Consider the following 15,265-nt stretch of genomic DNA (forward strand, 5'->3'; position numbering starts at 1 on the left):
ATATTCCAGATTGGATTTTGCTATAATATGTTGACTTATGAAGGAGCTTCCAAAATGCCTTCAGGAGGAAAATCATTGAATACTTTTTTTACCATTCTGGGAGTAGGAAGTTTATTTCTATTTCATCATATGGATATCACATTATCCGATGCAATTATGTTAATGACAATCATACTATCCTCTTTATACATCATGATATGCAATGAATTGATTGTATATCAAAAAGATGTCAAACCCATCAAGCACCATGGAACGAATGAACCCTACCCTGCTCTTCCTTCAAACCTCCTATACGACTGCACAGAAGTTTCCGTTGTTAGTAAGTAGACGAAGCCTGATATTGCATTACTTAGGGGCTACCATACCTTCCGTCTTACTTGTTATATTATTTATATATTGGGAAAGGCTGCATTTCAGGTATTTTATTGCTATTGGGATTGATCATAAGTGTAATTATGTCTGTGATGCGGGCTTTATTTGGCTTTTTCTTATCCATGAAAGCCATCAGCCCTAAAAAGGAATACGATCAAATAAAGATGGCCCCGGTAAAAGGGGCGGACATCATAGAAATATAAAATATGGGCGGGGAATTACTATAGCTGAGTCCGGGCGTTAGGCATCATCATGAAAGGTATGATGGATTGGGATACCTTTATTCGGTCGCTCATCATGATTCACTGGTAATGATCAGCACCTCCATTAGGGTAAAGTGCTCGATTATACCTTTCTTCTACAATTGTCATCATCTCTTAACATAAATAACGCTAATTTAATATTTTATTGGAAACTCACATTATATACTTAAATTACAATTAAATAATTTTTTTTAGAAAGTGGGTACTGTCATGGAAATAAATGAAAGACAACCAATGCTATCCCCTAAATTAATCCATGAACTTGAAATTTTATCATCCAAAACAAATATGCCTATCTCCGAAATATTGGAAATATCTCTAGTGTCTCTGCTGGAAAAGGTGAATAATACCAAAGAACTGAATGTTGGACTTAATAATAAGGAAATGATTTTAAGAAATAAAATCATTATCAATCAAAATAAAGAGGTTTTGAATAACCAAAGCACTTGACCATAAGGTGAAGTGCTTTTTGGTTCCTAACTGCCACTGTTTTAATGGATAAAATATTCTATCGTGGTTTCCAATGTAATATTTCTTAAAATAGCCCCAATAAAGTATTCTGCAAAATTCCCTATGATGAAGATACCATGTACGGTTCATGAAAAAATCATATCGGTTAGAATGTGTATTTACGCATAAAAAAAGCAGCTATTAACTGCTTTTCAAAAAGAGTGCTATCTAAATGTTAAACAAAGTTGATTGGAACGGGTGTGCAAGACTCTTGCTTAGATTAGCGCGTCCAAGCGAGTGCCCTCCGTTCCAATCAACATTAGATTTTTACAAACCCACAAAAAACTTTAGATAAACTTGATTCTCCAAGTTTGCCTAAAGTCTGAAACAGCTATTAAACTCTTATCAATGAATCATGGTTTATTTGATGTCACGTATGTACCAGCTATGAAATCATGTATCGCTCTATGGTCTTTCCTCAGGCCGACCATAAATGCACTAACAATAAACGCTATCCCCAATGTAATGGCATAAACCAAAGCAGCAACTAAATACCTCAATAGCATTGTGCCTATTCCTAATTTTTTGCCGTCCATCCTTACTATGCGTATTCCCATAATCCGTTTACCTACTGTATAGCCATACCATAATATCGGGACAAGCAGCATGTAAAGAAAGTCGAAGAACGTTGAATAGTTTTCATTTTCCCAATCTCCAGTAATCAACCCGAAAATTATCGCTAATGGTAAAGATACTATTATGCCATCCAATAATCCTGCAAAAAAACGTTTCCAAAAACCTACTGAATCACTCATTTATGATCCTCCTGTCTTGTTAGTTACAGTTACCTATATTACCAATTAAAAGGTTGAAAAGTAATGAGTCTTTATGCCTATAAATTTCTTCTGTGAAAAAATAAAACATACTTTTATACGCGACATTTTAAAAACAAAATTAAATCCTTGTGTAATTTTTGCTTATAAACGTTTGTTTTTGCTAATCTGCCTTTAATTTTCATAAGAAACATAAGAAATAAGATACAATTTAACGAACGGCATTTAAAAAATTATTGAACATAAACTGCTGTTTGTGTGAATCAGCGTATAACTAATGAAACAAAGTGTTGGACACGTTGAAACAAAAGTATTTTGGAGGAATGTAAATAAATGATTATAGTAAATAATGTTGGTTTACGCTATGGCGATCGTAAACTGTTTGAAGATGTTAATATTGGAGTAAAACGCTGATTCTACGCTGTGCAGTTTACGCTCTTGTTTACGGTGTGTCGTAAACTATATAGGGAGCGTAAATATTATGAAAAGGACTCGTTTTTTAACTAAGGATGAACAACAAAAGCTTAATTCAGTAGATAAAAAGGTACATTACGTTACCGATTGGACAAGTGCTATGGAAATGTTCTTAAAGGATTGCGAGATAAGAGGTTTACGAGAATCAACTTCTTTCTATTACGTTAAAGAAACTCGCATGATATTTCGTTACTGGGAAGAACAAGAACTAGATATCTCACCAGAACAATTAACTAGTGAACACATCACCGATTTAATTCTCTACATGAAAAACAAAAAAGAGTTGTCTCCTTCTAGTATTAACATTCGTTTAAGAGCATTTAAAACAGTACTCAAATGGCTTTATGACAATAAAAAAGTACCAATTAATGCTGGTGATGGCGTAAAGCGCCGTAATTGTTCAATGAGAATGAGATAGAAAATAATACTTGGATAGGCGTTCGAGATACGGCTATTTGCCTTGTGTTACTTGAATGTGGTCTGCGTCAAAATGAAATATTAAATTTAAACGTCTTTGATGTGGTGTTTGAGCAAAATTATATTATGGTTCGCCATACAAAAACATACCATATGAGAAAAGTACCGATTACTCATCGGACTAAAAATGCTATACGAAGATGGCTTACTGTCCGTGGTGAAAGCAAATACTCGCAACTATTTATTAATATTGCTGGTAACCAACTCACTAATCGTGGTTTATATCAACTAATTGAAAAATATGGGAAACGAGCTAAGGTTGAAGGAATTCGTTGTAGCCCCCATACTTTTAGACATACATGTGCAAAACTCTATTTAAAAAATGGCGGCGATTTATTCAGTTTACAGGCGATATTAGGTCACATGAACATCGAACAAACAAAACGCTATGTGACCCTCAATCATGATGACGTTGCAGATTTACATGCTGAACATAGTCCGTTAAAAGCATTATGGAAAAAATAATATTGAATATTAGGTAGTCATCTTGACTGCCTTTTTTCTTTGGAGAAAACACTACTCAACCATACTAGATCCCAGTTCAGTGATAACCTCAGAATGTTGGTTTAGAGAGCCTAAACATCACGCTTAAACTCTCTAATTTAAACTTCTTCTATTTGGCATCCGGGAACATTCTTTGTGCCATATCACCAAACTCATCAAATATTCCGCTAATCGGCTTTCCATTTTGAATATCGTTGACATATCCTTTCATACTTTTAACAAAGTCTGGATTTGCAGAGACATAAACATTGTCTGTACCTTCATCCTGTTTTTTTACTTGATCAACAATTTTCTTTTCTAAGTCATTTGTCAGGTTCTTGTCATTTGTCAGATTCACTGCAACGTATGCGTTATTATCTGTAATTATGACAGAGGCGCCCTCTACATCCTTCAAATCCTCTAGCTGATCTGCTACTTCATCAGCCACGCGCATTTTATTATCATTGTCATCATTGCTTAATTGCCTTGCATTGTAATCGTTGTCGCCGTTTCTGTCATTTACATTCAAGGTATTGGCATTATTTTTATCGCTTCGAGTATTCATTCCTACATTTTTTCCATTATCATTATCATCACTTGTCCCACAGCCGGTAAGGAATAGAGCAATCAAGGCGCTTGTTAAAAATGTGTATTTCATGTTAGTCACTCCTTTAAAATTAGATACCTTAGTACTATCTGCTGTATTTTCGAGAATATTCATAAAAAAACACTTTAAGTTAAACTATACCCCGGATAACGAACACACATAAAAAAGTGTCCCTTATCCTGGTTTTTTAATGTTCAATAGATGTAATGGTTATGGACGGAGGGTTTCTATGAGTAAGAATTTATACATTTTCCATTTAAAGCGCCCGATTACTCAATTCCCTCCTTTATTCTGCAATTCATCAAATCTTTACATGATTAATACATTTATTGAACTTATCTATTTTATAATTAAATTACAATTTAATAATTCACATCATATGGAGGGTACAATCATGGAAATAAATGAAAGGCAACCATTTGAGTCTTTTTTATCTCCTCGTCAACTTACTGAGCTAAAAATCTTATCTACTAAAACAAACATAGCTTTCCATGAATTATTAGCAATGCCATCAATAGTCTCACTTCTAGAGAAACTGAACAATACTACCGAACTAAATGATGAGCTTAATAATAAAGAAATGATATTAAGAAATAAAGTTTTCATTAATAAAAATAAAGAAGTATTAAATAAGACACAAAAAGCACTCGACCATTTAGGCTGAGTGCTTTTATGATTGATGAGTTCCTCGCGTTAAATATATTTACTCTTATTAAGAACTTTAAAATAAACATTTAAAATTTCATCATACGGTTCAAATCCTTCTTGTATTTTGAACGATGAACTGAAGGACTAACTAAAGTTATAAATACACTCTATGAAGAGTTAAACAGAGTGGATCGAGAGAAGACTGCATTCGGAAAACCTAAACAGCGAAAATTATTAGATATGATATAAAAAAAGAGACTTTTATTAGCCTCTTTTTTGATTATAAATGTTGGTTTTTGCTAATGAACCTTTAACTTTTTGCATAAATAAGATACAATTTAAATGATGCACAGTTTAAAACATACAAGATCGTAAACTGCTGTTTGTGTGAATCAGCGTATAACTAATGAAACAAAGTGTTGAACACGTTGAAACAAAAGTATTTTGGAGGAATGTAAATAAATGATTACAGTAAATAATGTTGGTTTACGCTATGGCGATCGTAAACTGTTTGAAGATGTTAATATAAAATTCACGCCTGGTAACTGCTATGGCCTGATTGGGGCGAATGGTGCGGGTAAATCCACTTTCTTAAAAATCCTTTCAGGTGAAATTGAAGCGCAATCCGGTGATGTTCATATGGGACCTGGCGAACGCCTTGCCGTTCTAAAACAAGATCACTTCGCTTATGAAGAGGAAGAAGTCCTTAAAGTTGTCATTATGGGACATGAAAGATTATATGAAGTCATGCAAGAAAAAGATGCCATCTATATGAAGGAAAACTTCACGGATGAAGACGGAATGAAAGCTGCCGAACTTGAAGGTGAATTTGCCGAATTAAACGGATGGGAAGCTGAACCTGAAGCTTCAATCCTCTTAAAAGGCCTTGGCATTGCAGAAGACCTGCATACAAAGAAAATGGCTGAGTTGAACGGTGGCGACAAAGTTAAAGTATTGCTTGCCCAGGCACTATTCGGTAAACCGGATGTCCTTTTACTGGATGAGCCTACCAACCACTTGGACTTAAAAGCGATCAAATGGCTGGAAGAATTCTTAATCAACTTTGAAAACACTGTTATCGTAGTTTCCCATGACCGTTACTTCCTTAACAAAGTTTGTACACATATCGCGGATCTTGATTTCGGTAAAATCAAAGTTTATATCGGTAACTATGACTTCTGGTATGAATCAAGCCAGCTTGCCCTTAAACTGACTCAAGATGCCAATAAGAAAAAAGAAGAAAAAATCAAAGAGCTTCAAAATTTCATCGCTCGATTCAGCGCCAATGCATCCAAATCGAGCCAGGCGACATCCCGTAAGAAATTATTGGACAAAATCAGCTTGGATGACATAGAGCCTTCTTCGCGCCGCTATCCATATGTCGGATTTACACCTGATCGTGAAATCGGGAACGACCTGCTACGTGTCGATGGTATCTCGAAAACGATCGATGGCGTAAAAATATTGGATAACGTCAGCTTCACGATGAATAAAGGCGACAAGATTGCATTTGTCGGTAAAGATGAGATTGCTAAAACAACAATGTTCAAAATCTTGGCAGGTGAAATTGAACCGGATAGCGGCTCATTCAAATGGGGCGTTACGACATCTCAGGCATACTTCCCTAAGGATAATGCTGAATTCTTTGAAGGTGTCGATTTAAATCTTGTCGATTGGCTCCGTCAATATTCTCCTAATGACCAGAGCGAAAGCTTCCTGCGTGGTTTCTTGGGCAGAATGTTATTCTCTGGCGATGAAGTAACGAAAAAGGCAAGCGTACTTTCAGGGGGCGAAAAAGTCCGCTGTATGCTTTCCAAAATGATGTTAAGCGGTTCGAACGTCCTGATGCTTGATGAACCTACTAACCATCTGGACTTAGAGTCGATTACGGCATTGAACAACGGTTTGATCAGCTTTAAAGGATCGATGATCTTCTCTTCTCATGATCATCAGTTCATCCAAACTATATCGAACCGTATCATTGAACTTACACCAAAAGGTACAGTCGATAAGCAAATGAGTTATGATGAGTACCTTGAAAATAGCGAATTGCAAAAGCAAGTAGCTGAAATGTACAAATAATACTTTTATGAAAGCACATCCTTATTGGATGTGCTTTTTTCGTTCCCGATTCTTCTGCCTGCCTTTATTTCATACCTTTAATACATTGAAGGTATAAAAAACACGCTGCATTAAATATAATAATATTCCCCGAAAGATGAGCACTGAATAATTTCATCGATAAAAAGGTATATTGGTAAGGAAGGAGTGAGTTAGAATTGGATGGTCTTACAGTGAAAAATATTTTTGATGATACAGGATACCTTTTTTTATATGATAAATTCAGTTATCATTTTTATGTATCCGGCTTGTTCGACTTAGTCGATCAAGAAAAAATAATCTCGGATTTTTTAAATTCTTATGGATTCGATGATAAAAATCCTCTCTTTTTTGACGACTTTTCCTTTTATTTTAATTGCTTTCATTATTCCCAGCAAAAACAAAAGATGATAAATTACTTGAAAACCGAGTATGACGAACATATATGTTAAGTATAAAGGCCAGATAAACTGATCCTGCCCTTAAACGAGCACTATTCAAAAAAAAGATAAGAGTATATAAATTTTATTATAAGTCAAGGTTATGATGAAATGACTTGATAAAAAGGAAGTAATATATAATGTCACACATTATATAAGGTAAAATAAAAGGATAGATAAGGTCAGAACTTTATCAGCTTTATCTATCCTATTTTGTACTACATATGACCTTATTTACTACAACAACATTAAGATTTAACTACAATAAAATGAGAATTTCGTTATTCAACAAAAGCGCCCTATTACGGAATAACTCATTAAAGAATGCTGCTTCGTGTATTCCTCTTTTCTGACGAATATTGCACCTGTTAGTTAAATAACCCTTCATGTGAACGATTTCAATCATGGGCAACATTTATGAATGGCTACTGAAGCTACCCCACCACAAACAATAATAAGTGCTTTTCCCATTCTAATCTCCTAACTAAATAGATTTTGTAAATGAAAGAGGGAAGTCAATAACAAATTAACTAGCAGTGCATCAACTTATTAGGATGCTTTAGAAAACAAATGAATGCAATGTCTCTGCTTATCAATCAGCCTATTCAATCCATTTAAGTCTTTGATGCAATAATCCATCGGAGCCTTTATTTTCTCCTGTGACAAAGTCAGTCATATGGTAGGTTAAATACCCTCCGTACTTGCTCTTGGTGTTTAGCAAAAGCTCATCAACATAATGGATACCTAAAGAAAGGTCATCCAGGATTATGCTGGCCATAGCAGCATAAATGCCACAAGCAACTTGGAAGTACGTGGCGTTTGTTTTGAATTTCGGATATATTTCACTACTTTTCATCACATTATATATATACTTTTCGCTATCCTCGTAAACTAATAGGACACCAACTAGGTCTTCACCTTCAATTTCACCTACATCTGGATCAAGCAATTGTTGATTCCAATCCCAGAGAACGTCTACATTAGCCAAATTATTTCGGATTGATTCCGTTGTATATTCATTAACACGATAAATAAACCCCAATTGCATATCAAATAATTTACCTAATGTAATCACTTCTTCATGTGGCATTAGACAACCATAAAACTCTTTTTGCCCTAACCTTACTTTATACTCCATTGCATAAACTTCTTCATAAAAATATTGTGGCAAATGATGATGGACAAACATAGGGTAGCTTAATATCGCTTCATCCAGGAAGCATTCGACCGACCAAGAAGTATAGAGTGTGTTAGGTTTGATTAACGTTTTGTCTTTAAAAAAGGAATCATCATGCTCCACAATGTAGCAGGCTAATGGTTTTTGATCCGGATTTTCGTTTATGAGTTTTATGGCCATCCATTGCACTACACCAGGATTCATCCCCGAGCCAACAATCGCCTTTATATTGGTAAGATTTTTTTTGCTATCTTCAAATCTAATATACCGCTCTGTCAATGGGAAACCATATAGACTTTCGTCCTCATCAACCTCGGTATTCTCGAGGGCAGAATTGACGTAAAAAACATCTAATTCGTTACAGCATTTCATCATCTCAATTGTATCGGCCCATGAAACATCAATGACTACTTTCGTTTTTGTCTTTTTTAAATGTTTCTGAAAGTGACTTAAAACTGTGAGGTCAAGCTGGTAAATTTTTATTTTATCGGCAAGATTAGGGAATAATTGGTCGTAATACTCTTTATCCTTTTGTTTAACATCAATTAGATGAAGCTGGGAAGTGCTAATGATGGGGTACATAGGGTCATTTTTATCTTGGGCGGATTGATTTAGAATGGCCAATACCGCTTTTGCAACACCTCCACTGCTGCCTAATATAGAAATGGACAATGAACTTGTCCCATTTAACATTTCATCACTCCTTTCGCCAATTAATGCTGCACGTGAAACATGTGCAAGGATTTCTTAAACAATATATGATTCTAATGATCGCTACGTATGTGCTTCTGTCTATGAATAAGAGAGATGTTAGAATTAATAATATGAGATTTAGAATAAGTGCTTTTTCAACTAAGATGGCAGTAGTTAAATAGAAAGGGGTTATACCATTGAAGAAACATATTTTGAAGGTGTATTCGGCATTCAAAAGATATCGTTTATGGCAGGATGATTTTTGAATGTAAAAAAGCTCCCGATTGTGGAACAAAAATAAAAGAGCTTTCTCGTTTTCCAGGGGGGCATTCCGCTGATTGAACTTGGCTAAAATACGCGAACGACCGGTCACTTAAACGAAACTGCTGTATATAGTAATAGTAAGTTTTGAGAAAGGGTGAACAGAATCGATGATACATCCAGATACCGAGATTCGGTTTGTCAATGAAAAGATTGGTGTGGGTGTTTTTGCCACAAAAATGATCCCCAAAGGAACGATCATCTGGGCATTGGATGATTTGGACATCATTCTCGAGGAAGATGAAATTGAATCGCTTGATCTCGTGCGAAGGGAAATCGTCTATAAATATGCCTACCTCAACGATGACGATAACTACGTGCTGTGCTGGGATCATGCCAGATACATGAATCATAGCTTCAGTCCAAATGTGGTATCGACGGTCTATGAGATTGAATTGGCGTCGAGGGATATTCTTCCCGGAGAGCAAATCACATGCGACTATGCTACGCTCGGGTTAGACGAACCTTTTGAGTGTGAACCGGAGGAAGGGACTTCTAGCACCGTAGTGATGCCGGATGATTATCTGTATCGCTACAAGGAATGGGATGAGTTGGCTGGGGAGGCATTCAAACAATTGAATCAAGTAGACCAGCCGTTGCGTCATCTGATTCGACCGGAGTTCGTCGACAGGGTAAACGCGATCGCAGAGGGAAGTGCCGAGCCGGATTCCTTTCTTACGCTCTATGAAGAGGAGTAAAGGCAACTAAACAACCACCAGGACAGACGGTTCTGTTGGTTTGTCTATTTTCATTTAACCAGCTTTTTTTGGCGATCTAGCAAGATGGAACATGAATCATCAGCGTGAGGGTTTAATACCCAGAAAAGACCGCACCTCTGGCCAAGGTAGAGAACTTACCTCTGTCAAGTAGACAGTGCTAAAAAAGACTATGCAGCCACCATGATTCGGTATTCTACTGGAGCACGGTGGTTTAGTCGTTTTTGGAATCACTTATAATAGTAATGATACATATATGTTTCTATAGCTTGTATTAACTCTTCCTCTTTTTTACAATCAATTTGATACAACATTTCTGTTTTAAAATGTGAAAAGAACGATTCTACACAGGCATTATCGAGGCAGTTTCCTTTATTACTAACTACAGGAATGCTAAACGCCCCTTTAGCTTTCCATATATGAAAAAAGAACCTCTAGTAATATACTAAAGATTCGGGATTAATAAATATATTGTAACTTTAATTAGTTAAATGAAAGTAATTAAGTTAGTATATTTCCATAATACGAGATAAACGAATAGAGAAAATCTTTTGATTTTCATCCTTTAAGGAAAGGGTTTGTTCATTGAGGTTAAGTTTATGCAATTGACCCTTACATGTTTTTAATACTCCTTCTTTATAATAAATGATGGTCGTTATGCCCTTTTTTTTCAACGATTTCAAGATCATCTGATTATCTCCTTTCTGTCTATTCAAATATTTATTAAAAATTGTATGATAATTGGTGCAATACTATGAAATCAGTTAAGATATGTATATTATATAACGAAAATCGTAAGCGTTTTCATTGTTGTTGTGAACAATTTGTGAAAGTTTGAACATTAGAATATTTTAGGAAAATCAGAATAGGCTCGGAAATGGTAAAATCCATGATAAAAAAATGAATATTAAGTGAATCGACTTTTAGACTGACTTAACGTATTATATCCCCGTTTTGACGGCAGACTCCCTTATAGATTTTCTAGTCCAGAAAGAATTAAATTTCCCATTTTATCCAAATCATCTTTTGGACTATACGGTACTTTCGTTAGCCACTGATTTACCTGATTAAGATTTGTACTTTTATCGGCCGCTACCTGGTATAGAACCCATACCTCAGGACCGGATCGATTGTCCTTGAACCTCTTTTGTTTAGAATATGATCAGAACGGTTGTTGGGCCTAAATAAAATCTATGTAATTACTTTCTGAAGGAGTTGTTTATATGAGTGAGCTTCCCCCACTAACCTCGTAATAGATTACACGCTCTCATAATATTTGTTGCTTCTTTAAACAAATTTCTAATAAAGTCTCTGCCGCCATCGCTTTCACGAATTGGTCCCATTGGTGCACACATAAGTGTCGTAACACCTAACACAAAAAATATACTTGTCATAATTATTGCTAATCCTAGATAAGTACTTATTTTAGTGTGTTCATTTAAAAATAAGCCCCTAAAAAATCATTCCAAATATAGGAACTAATAAAGTAACGCTTACTATCCAGGTTGGACCCACATTTTTTTTAAGATAAAAATAAAGAAGATAAGCAATACCAGTGGAAAAAAAAGCTAAACCTAAAACTGAAAAGGTTACTGTTAAATTTGGTAACCTTCGAATATGAATATTCCATAGAGTTCACAGAAATATGTCGAACATATTTATTAATTATATTAGGGCAGACTTTTTTAAACGAAAACGATTCAAAAAAAGGTAAGAGCATACAAGTAGCTCTTACCTCCTTAAAATTTCCCCTGTTACTCTTCCTTGCCTGCTGCCATATTCATGTTCGCTTCGATATTCTCCTGGCTGATGGTGGTAAATGGTAAATTTTTCTTTCCTGAGAAATTCTCAAGCCATTCTTTGACATCAATTCCCGACGATGCCATTAAATCCGTTGCATACCCAGTCACTTTATTAGCTCCGCCATTCACACCGCTTCCACCTGTATCCACTACAGTGATCTAGTCGATATTACTAAGCGGGCTTGCCACTTGTACGCAAATTAACCCCCGTCCAACTTTTTAAAACTGGTAACAGTGGTAATTGCATAAACCATTTAGGTATTTCGATTATAGTTTTACCTCAAACATGATTTGCTATAAGACTTATCGCAGAGTTGACACAAACTGTGAGGCAAAAAGCCCTCATTCAGAGGACTTGGAAGGATTCGAAATCCGATTTAAGGGAGAAAAATTCTCTCTTTTCGTGCTACCTTAAAATTTTTTCCTTCAATCGAAAAAATACTATGAATTACATTCCAACTGAAATGTAATCCATAGTTCCTTAAGTTAATCACATTATTTACCAAAGCGATTTTACCTCGGAATCTACACTTTTACAGTCAATTATATCTATGCACTTTCTTCTTTTAATTTCTCCTCCTGCGAAAGAGCACTACCCGCTGTAAATTCTTCTAAAGCATGCATGGCAAACCTCGCGTTGGGATAAGTGATCGAACCGCCACCAATCACACCAATTTTGAGGGTTTCAATGATTTCATCGATGGTTGCCCCGGCATTTAAACAGCCTTCCATGTGATTGCAAATGCATTCATCTCAGCGGCTGACTATTGATATGGCTAATCCCATAATGGTGTACTTACCCTAACTGGCGTTTAAATTGTTTACTGGCGAAGAAGTAAGCGATGACCATGATGCCGACGCACCAGGCAAGCGCGATCCAGATATCTTTGCCAACAGACCCTTCATACAAGAGGGCACGAATCGCATTCACGATTGAAGTCACGGGCTGGTTCTCAGCGAACGCACGGACAATTTTAGGCATGGTTTCGGTGGGGACAAAGGCCGAACTGATAAACGGCAGGAAAATCAGCGGGTACGAGTAGGCTGTCGCCCCTTCCATAGACCCCGCTGTCAATCCGGGAATGACAGCCAGCCATGTCAGCGCCAGCGTAAACAGCCCGAGTATCCCAGCTACCGCGAGCCAATCCAGGATATCAGCGTTGGAACGGAAGCCCATCAAGAGCGCGACGAGGATAACCACCATGACAGTAAGCGCATTGGAAACAAGCGAGGTCAACACGTGAGCCCACAATACCGACGAGCGCTTGATGGGCATGGTAATGAAACGCGCCATCAGCCCGCTCTTTACATCCGTAAACAGCCGCACGGAAGTGTAAGCGACACCGGATGCGATAGCCATCAGCAAGATTCCCGGCAATAAATAATTGACGTAGTTGTCCGTGCCTGTCTCTATGGCGCCGCCAAATACGTAGACAAACAGCAGCAGCATCATAATCGGCGTAATCGCCACCGTGATAATTGTATCCGGGCTGCGCATGATGTTGCGCATTAAACGCCCTAGTAGTACCCCTGTTTTGCTTTTCATTTACATCTCCTCCTTTTTGCCGATGATTGCGAGGAAAATTTCCTCCAATGTCGGCTGCTTCTCGATGTACTCCACTTTCGCTGGCGGGAACATCTCCTTAAGTTCGGTAAGGGTACCGGTCGATATGATTTTTCCGCCATTCAGGATGGCGATACGGTCCGCCAGTTGTTCGGCTTCCTCCAGGTACTGGGTCGTCAGCAAGATGGTTGTGCCGCCGCCGGCAAGCTCCTTGACGGTATTCCATACTTCAATCCGCGCTTCGGGGTCAAGCCCTGTCGTCGGTTCGTCGAGAAAAATGACTGCTGGCGTCCCGATCAGGCTCATGGCGATGTCAAGCCGGCGCTTCATCCCGCCGGAATATTTGTCCGCCCGGCGGTTGGCCGCATCGGTCAGGCTGAATCTTGCAAGCAGATTATCAGCGATTTGAGCGGGATTGGAAACTCCCCGCAACTTGGCGATCATCATCAGGTTTTCCCGCCCGGTGAGCATGCCGTCTAAAGCTGCGAACTGCCCTGTCAGGCTGATGCTCTGGCGAACATGATCCGGTTGACGCTGGACGTCAAAGCCGCAAATACCTACTTCGCCGCCATCGGCCTTCATCAGTGTCGAGAGGATGTTGACCGTCGTCGTCTTGCCCGCTCCATTTGAGCCCAGCAGTGCGAAAATTTCGCCACGCCGCACCTCAAAATCCACCCCCTTTAAGACCTCCTTGTCTTTAAAAGATTTTTTTAACCCTTTTACAGAAATCGCTGCATTGCTCATACTTTTTTCCTCCTTATAAATAGCGCAGCAAGGCCGCTTGCGAGATCCATAATTATCTGGTCGAGCGCCTTGCGGAGCTAGATTGCCTCTACTCTTCTATTTAGTCTGACTGATAATCAGTATTACTTATTACTGAGGTGAAAATATAACTGAATAGCGAAGGTGGCAATTCACATTTGTAACCAGCTATTCAGTCAGTATTATCTATTGAATTTATTTTTTCCCAATCGCTTCATGATACTTTGATTCAAATCTTCACGATACTTGGCGACATAGGTTTTAGCGTTTGCCACTAGTTCGTCGGCAAAGGACGCCACGTCGTCCCCAGTGATTTCCAGCACTTGTCTGCCTTCCGCCGCACCGGCTTCGAACAACTCGATTAATTCATACTGCATATGCAGCATATCCATCCCGTTGCCTGCTGAGAAATTCCACATGTAGTTTTGAATTTTCTTAAATACAAACTGGTAGTCCTCTGGCAGGGCTTCAACCCGTGCCATCATCATTTTATACTCTTTTTTATCACCAATCATTTTTTTGAACAATTCCATCATGTTATTTTTCCTCCTTTTTTATAAAGCTGAACAAGTCACTCCAAAAATATCGTACGGAATATCTTATGAAGCTAGATTGACTTTAAGACGTTGATTTTCGACGATACAAAATCCCATTTTTCCCAAAATAATTCAAGTTCCTGGCGGCCAGCCTCATTAAGTGAGTAAAACTTGCGGGGCGGCCCCATATCTGACGGTTTCTTCTCTATGTTCACCAGTTTTTTCTTTTCTAATCGCACGAGGATGGTGTATACCGTCCCTTCTACGACTTCAGTAAACCCAAGCTCGTTCAGGCGTCGGGTAATCTCGTAGCCATATGTTTCATGGCGGCTGATGATTTCCAGCACGCAGCCTTCCAGTGAACCCTTCAGCATTTCAGTTAAATTTTCCATGTTCAGAGCCTCCTCTATTTTGTGACTTATATACTTAGTATTGAGGGAAATTTTTACTGAATAGCTATTGGGAAATCACGCTATTTAGTATTACTTATTACTTCTAAACTGTAACACCGAGTAGCAGAGGTGTCAACTTTTTCTTAAAAATATTT

Annotated in this window: 16 protein-coding genes and 2 pseudogenes; 7 read left to right on the forward strand and 11 right to left on the reverse strand. The window is 37.7% G+C overall.

Annotated elements, in window-relative coordinates; genetic code table 11:
* Window positions 1–75 precede the first annotated feature (75 nt).
* Both MKY17_RS15785 and MKY17_RS15790 read left to right on the forward strand, forming a co-directional pair.
* Window positions 76–327 (forward strand): hypothetical protein, encoded by a 252-nt coding sequence (locus MKY17_RS15785; RefSeq protein WP_142323925.1) that lies wholly within the window; start codon window positions 76–78, stop codon window positions 325–327.
* 518 nt (window positions 328–845) lie between these two features.
* The gene (locus tag MKY17_RS15790; protein WP_098369406.1) at window positions 846–1,085 is read left to right on the forward strand and encodes a hypothetical protein; all 240 of its coding nucleotides are present in this window, start codon (window positions 846–848) and stop codon (window positions 1,083–1,085) included.
* 413 nt (window positions 1,086–1,498) lie between these two features.
* Here MKY17_RS15790 and MKY17_RS15795 read toward each other — a convergent pair whose 3' ends face one another.
* Window positions 1,499–1,900, reverse strand: a complete 402-nt coding sequence (locus MKY17_RS15795) for an RDD family protein (protein ID WP_098369405.1) — start codon at window positions 1,898–1,900, stop codon at window positions 1,499–1,501.
* Between the two features lie 499 nt (window positions 1,901–2,399).
* Between MKY17_RS15795 and MKY17_RS15800 the strand changes: the two genes are divergently transcribed.
* Both MKY17_RS15800 and MKY17_RS15805 read left to right on the forward strand, forming a co-directional pair.
* Window positions 2,400–2,810, forward strand: a complete 411-nt coding sequence (locus MKY17_RS15800) for a phage integrase N-terminal SAM-like domain-containing protein (RefSeq protein WP_098369404.1) — start codon at window positions 2,400–2,402, stop codon at window positions 2,808–2,810.
* On the forward strand, window positions 2,789–3,334 hold the full coding sequence (locus MKY17_RS15805) for a site-specific integrase (protein ID WP_098369403.1): 546 nt from the start codon (window positions 2,789–2,791) through the stop codon (window positions 3,332–3,334). The genes MKY17_RS15800 and MKY17_RS15805 overlap by 22 nt, the downstream gene beginning before the upstream one ends.
* A 148-nt stretch (window positions 3,335–3,482) precedes the next feature.
* Here the strand turns inward: MKY17_RS15805 and MKY17_RS15810 are convergent, their stop codons facing one another.
* The gene (locus MKY17_RS15810) at window positions 3,483–4,010 is read right to left on the reverse strand and encodes a YhcN/YlaJ family sporulation lipoprotein (protein ID WP_098369402.1); all 528 of its coding nucleotides are present in this window, start codon (window positions 4,008–4,010) and stop codon (window positions 3,483–3,485) included.
* 343 nt (window positions 4,011–4,353) lie between these two features.
* On the opposite strand from MKY17_RS15810, the gene MKY17_RS15815 reads away from it, so the two are divergent.
* Entirely contained in the window at window positions 4,354–4,623 is a 270-nt protein-coding gene (locus MKY17_RS15815) for a hypothetical protein (protein WP_076369090.1), read from the forward strand.
* A gap of 446 nt (window positions 4,624–5,069) precedes the next feature.
* Complete coding sequence (locus MKY17_RS15820; RefSeq protein WP_098369400.1) at window positions 5,070–6,689, forward strand: ATP-binding cassette domain-containing protein; 1,620 nt, start codon at window positions 5,070–5,072, stop codon at window positions 6,687–6,689.
* Window positions 6,690–7,748: 1,059 nt separating this feature from the next.
* Here the strand turns inward: MKY17_RS15820 and MKY17_RS15825 are convergent.
* Window positions 7,749–9,017 carry a saccharopine dehydrogenase NADP-binding domain-containing protein gene (locus tag MKY17_RS15825; RefSeq protein ID WP_098369398.1) on the reverse strand — a complete coding sequence of 423 codons (1,269 nt, stop codon included), beginning with the start codon at window positions 9,015–9,017 and terminating at the stop codon, window positions 7,749–7,751.
* A 431-nt stretch (window positions 9,018–9,448) separates the two neighbouring features.
* On the opposite strand from MKY17_RS15825, the gene MKY17_RS15830 reads away from it, so the two are divergent.
* Window positions 9,449–10,036, forward strand: coding sequence for an SET domain-containing protein (locus tag MKY17_RS15830; protein ID WP_098369397.1), 588 nt, complete (start codon window positions 9,449–9,451; stop codon window positions 10,034–10,036).
* Between the two features lie 524 nt (window positions 10,037–10,560).
* Here the strand turns inward: MKY17_RS15830 and MKY17_RS15835 are convergent.
* From MKY17_RS15835 to MKY17_RS15870, 8 genes and pseudogenes are all read right to left on the reverse strand, one after another.
* The gene (locus MKY17_RS15835; protein ID WP_034307388.1) at window positions 10,561–10,743 is read right to left on the reverse strand and encodes a YolD-like family protein; all 183 of its coding nucleotides are present in this window, start codon (window positions 10,741–10,743) and stop codon (window positions 10,561–10,563) included.
* Between the two features lie 573 nt (window positions 10,744–11,316).
* Window positions 11,317–11,430, reverse strand: a pseudogene (locus MKY17_RS15840) (oxidoreductase); the annotation flags it as partial.
* 378 nt (window positions 11,431–11,808) lie between these two features.
* Window positions 11,809–12,048, reverse strand: a pseudogene (locus MKY17_RS15845) (flotillin family protein); the annotation flags it as partial.
* Between the two features lie 357 nt (window positions 12,049–12,405).
* Window positions 12,406–12,600 carry a carboxymuconolactone decarboxylase family protein gene (locus MKY17_RS15850; protein WP_339202406.1) on the reverse strand — a complete coding sequence of 65 codons (195 nt, stop codon included), beginning with the start codon at window positions 12,598–12,600 and terminating at the stop codon, window positions 12,406–12,408.
* A gap of 52 nt (window positions 12,601–12,652) precedes the next feature.
* On the reverse strand, window positions 12,653–13,402 hold the full coding sequence (locus MKY17_RS15855) for an ABC transporter permease (RefSeq protein ID WP_098369396.1): 750 nt from the start codon (window positions 13,400–13,402) through the stop codon (window positions 12,653–12,655).
* Window positions 13,403–14,164, reverse strand: coding sequence for an ATP-binding cassette domain-containing protein (locus MKY17_RS15860; RefSeq protein ID WP_098369395.1), 762 nt, complete (start codon window positions 14,162–14,164; stop codon window positions 13,403–13,405).
* A 200-nt stretch (window positions 14,165–14,364) separates the two neighbouring features.
* Window positions 14,365–14,718, reverse strand: coding sequence for a DUF1048 domain-containing protein (locus MKY17_RS15865; RefSeq protein ID WP_098369394.1), 354 nt, complete (start codon window positions 14,716–14,718; stop codon window positions 14,365–14,367).
* Window positions 14,719–14,789: 71 nt separating this feature from the next.
* Entirely contained in the window at window positions 14,790–15,110 is a 321-nt protein-coding gene (locus MKY17_RS15870) for a PadR family transcriptional regulator (protein ID WP_033796096.1), read from the reverse strand.
* Between the last annotated feature and the right edge of the window lie 155 nt (window positions 15,111–15,265).

The sequence above is a fragment of the Peribacillus sp. FSL P2-0133 genome (assembly GCF_037975445.1).
Lineage (GTDB): Bacteria > Bacillota > Bacilli > Bacillales > DSM-1321 > Peribacillus > Peribacillus simplex_E.

What these genes read in the sequence shown, in the direction of transcription:
- MKY17_RS15800 (WP_098369404.1), top strand. Translation starts at nt 2,400, where the DNA reads ATGAAAAGGACTCGTTTTTTAACTAAGGATGAACAACAAAAGCTTAAT.
- MKY17_RS15835 (WP_034307388.1), bottom strand. Translation starts at nt 10,743, where the DNA reads ATGATCTTGAAATCGTTGAAAAAAAAGGGCATAACGACCATCATTTAT.
- MKY17_RS15830 (WP_098369397.1), top strand. Translation starts at nt 9,449, where the DNA reads ATGATACATCCAGATACCGAGATTCGGTTTGTCAATGAAAAGATTGGT.
- MKY17_RS15855 (WP_098369396.1), bottom strand. Translation starts at nt 13,402, where the DNA reads ATGAAAAGCAAAACAGGGGTACTACTAGGGCGTTTAATGCGCAACATC.
- MKY17_RS15865 (WP_098369394.1), bottom strand. Translation starts at nt 14,718, where the DNA reads ATGATGGAATTGTTCAAAAAAATGATTGGTGATAAAAAAGAGTATAAA.
- MKY17_RS15795 (WP_098369405.1), bottom strand. Translation starts at nt 1,900, where the DNA reads ATGAGTGATTCAGTAGGTTTTTGGAAACGTTTTTTTGCAGGATTATTG.
- MKY17_RS15810 (WP_098369402.1), bottom strand. Translation starts at nt 4,010, where the DNA reads ATGAAATACACATTTTTAACAAGCGCCTTGATTGCTCTATTCCTTACC.
- MKY17_RS15815 (WP_076369090.1), top strand. Translation starts at nt 4,354, where the DNA reads ATGGAAATAAATGAAAGGCAACCATTTGAGTCTTTTTTATCTCCTCGT.
- MKY17_RS15790 (WP_098369406.1), top strand. Translation starts at nt 846, where the DNA reads ATGGAAATAAATGAAAGACAACCAATGCTATCCCCTAAATTAATCCAT.
- MKY17_RS15820 (WP_098369400.1), top strand. Translation starts at nt 5,070, where the DNA reads ATGATTACAGTAAATAATGTTGGTTTACGCTATGGCGATCGTAAACTG.
- MKY17_RS15860 (WP_098369395.1), bottom strand. Translation starts at nt 14,164, where the DNA reads ATGAGCAATGCAGCGATTTCTGTAAAAGGGTTAAAAAAATCTTTTAAA.
- MKY17_RS15870 (WP_033796096.1), bottom strand. Translation starts at nt 15,110, where the DNA reads ATGGAAAATTTAACTGAAATGCTGAAGGGTTCACTGGAAGGCTGCGTG.
- MKY17_RS15825 (WP_098369398.1), bottom strand. Translation starts at nt 9,017, where the DNA reads ATGTTAAATGGGACAAGTTCATTGTCCATTTCTATATTAGGCAGCAGT.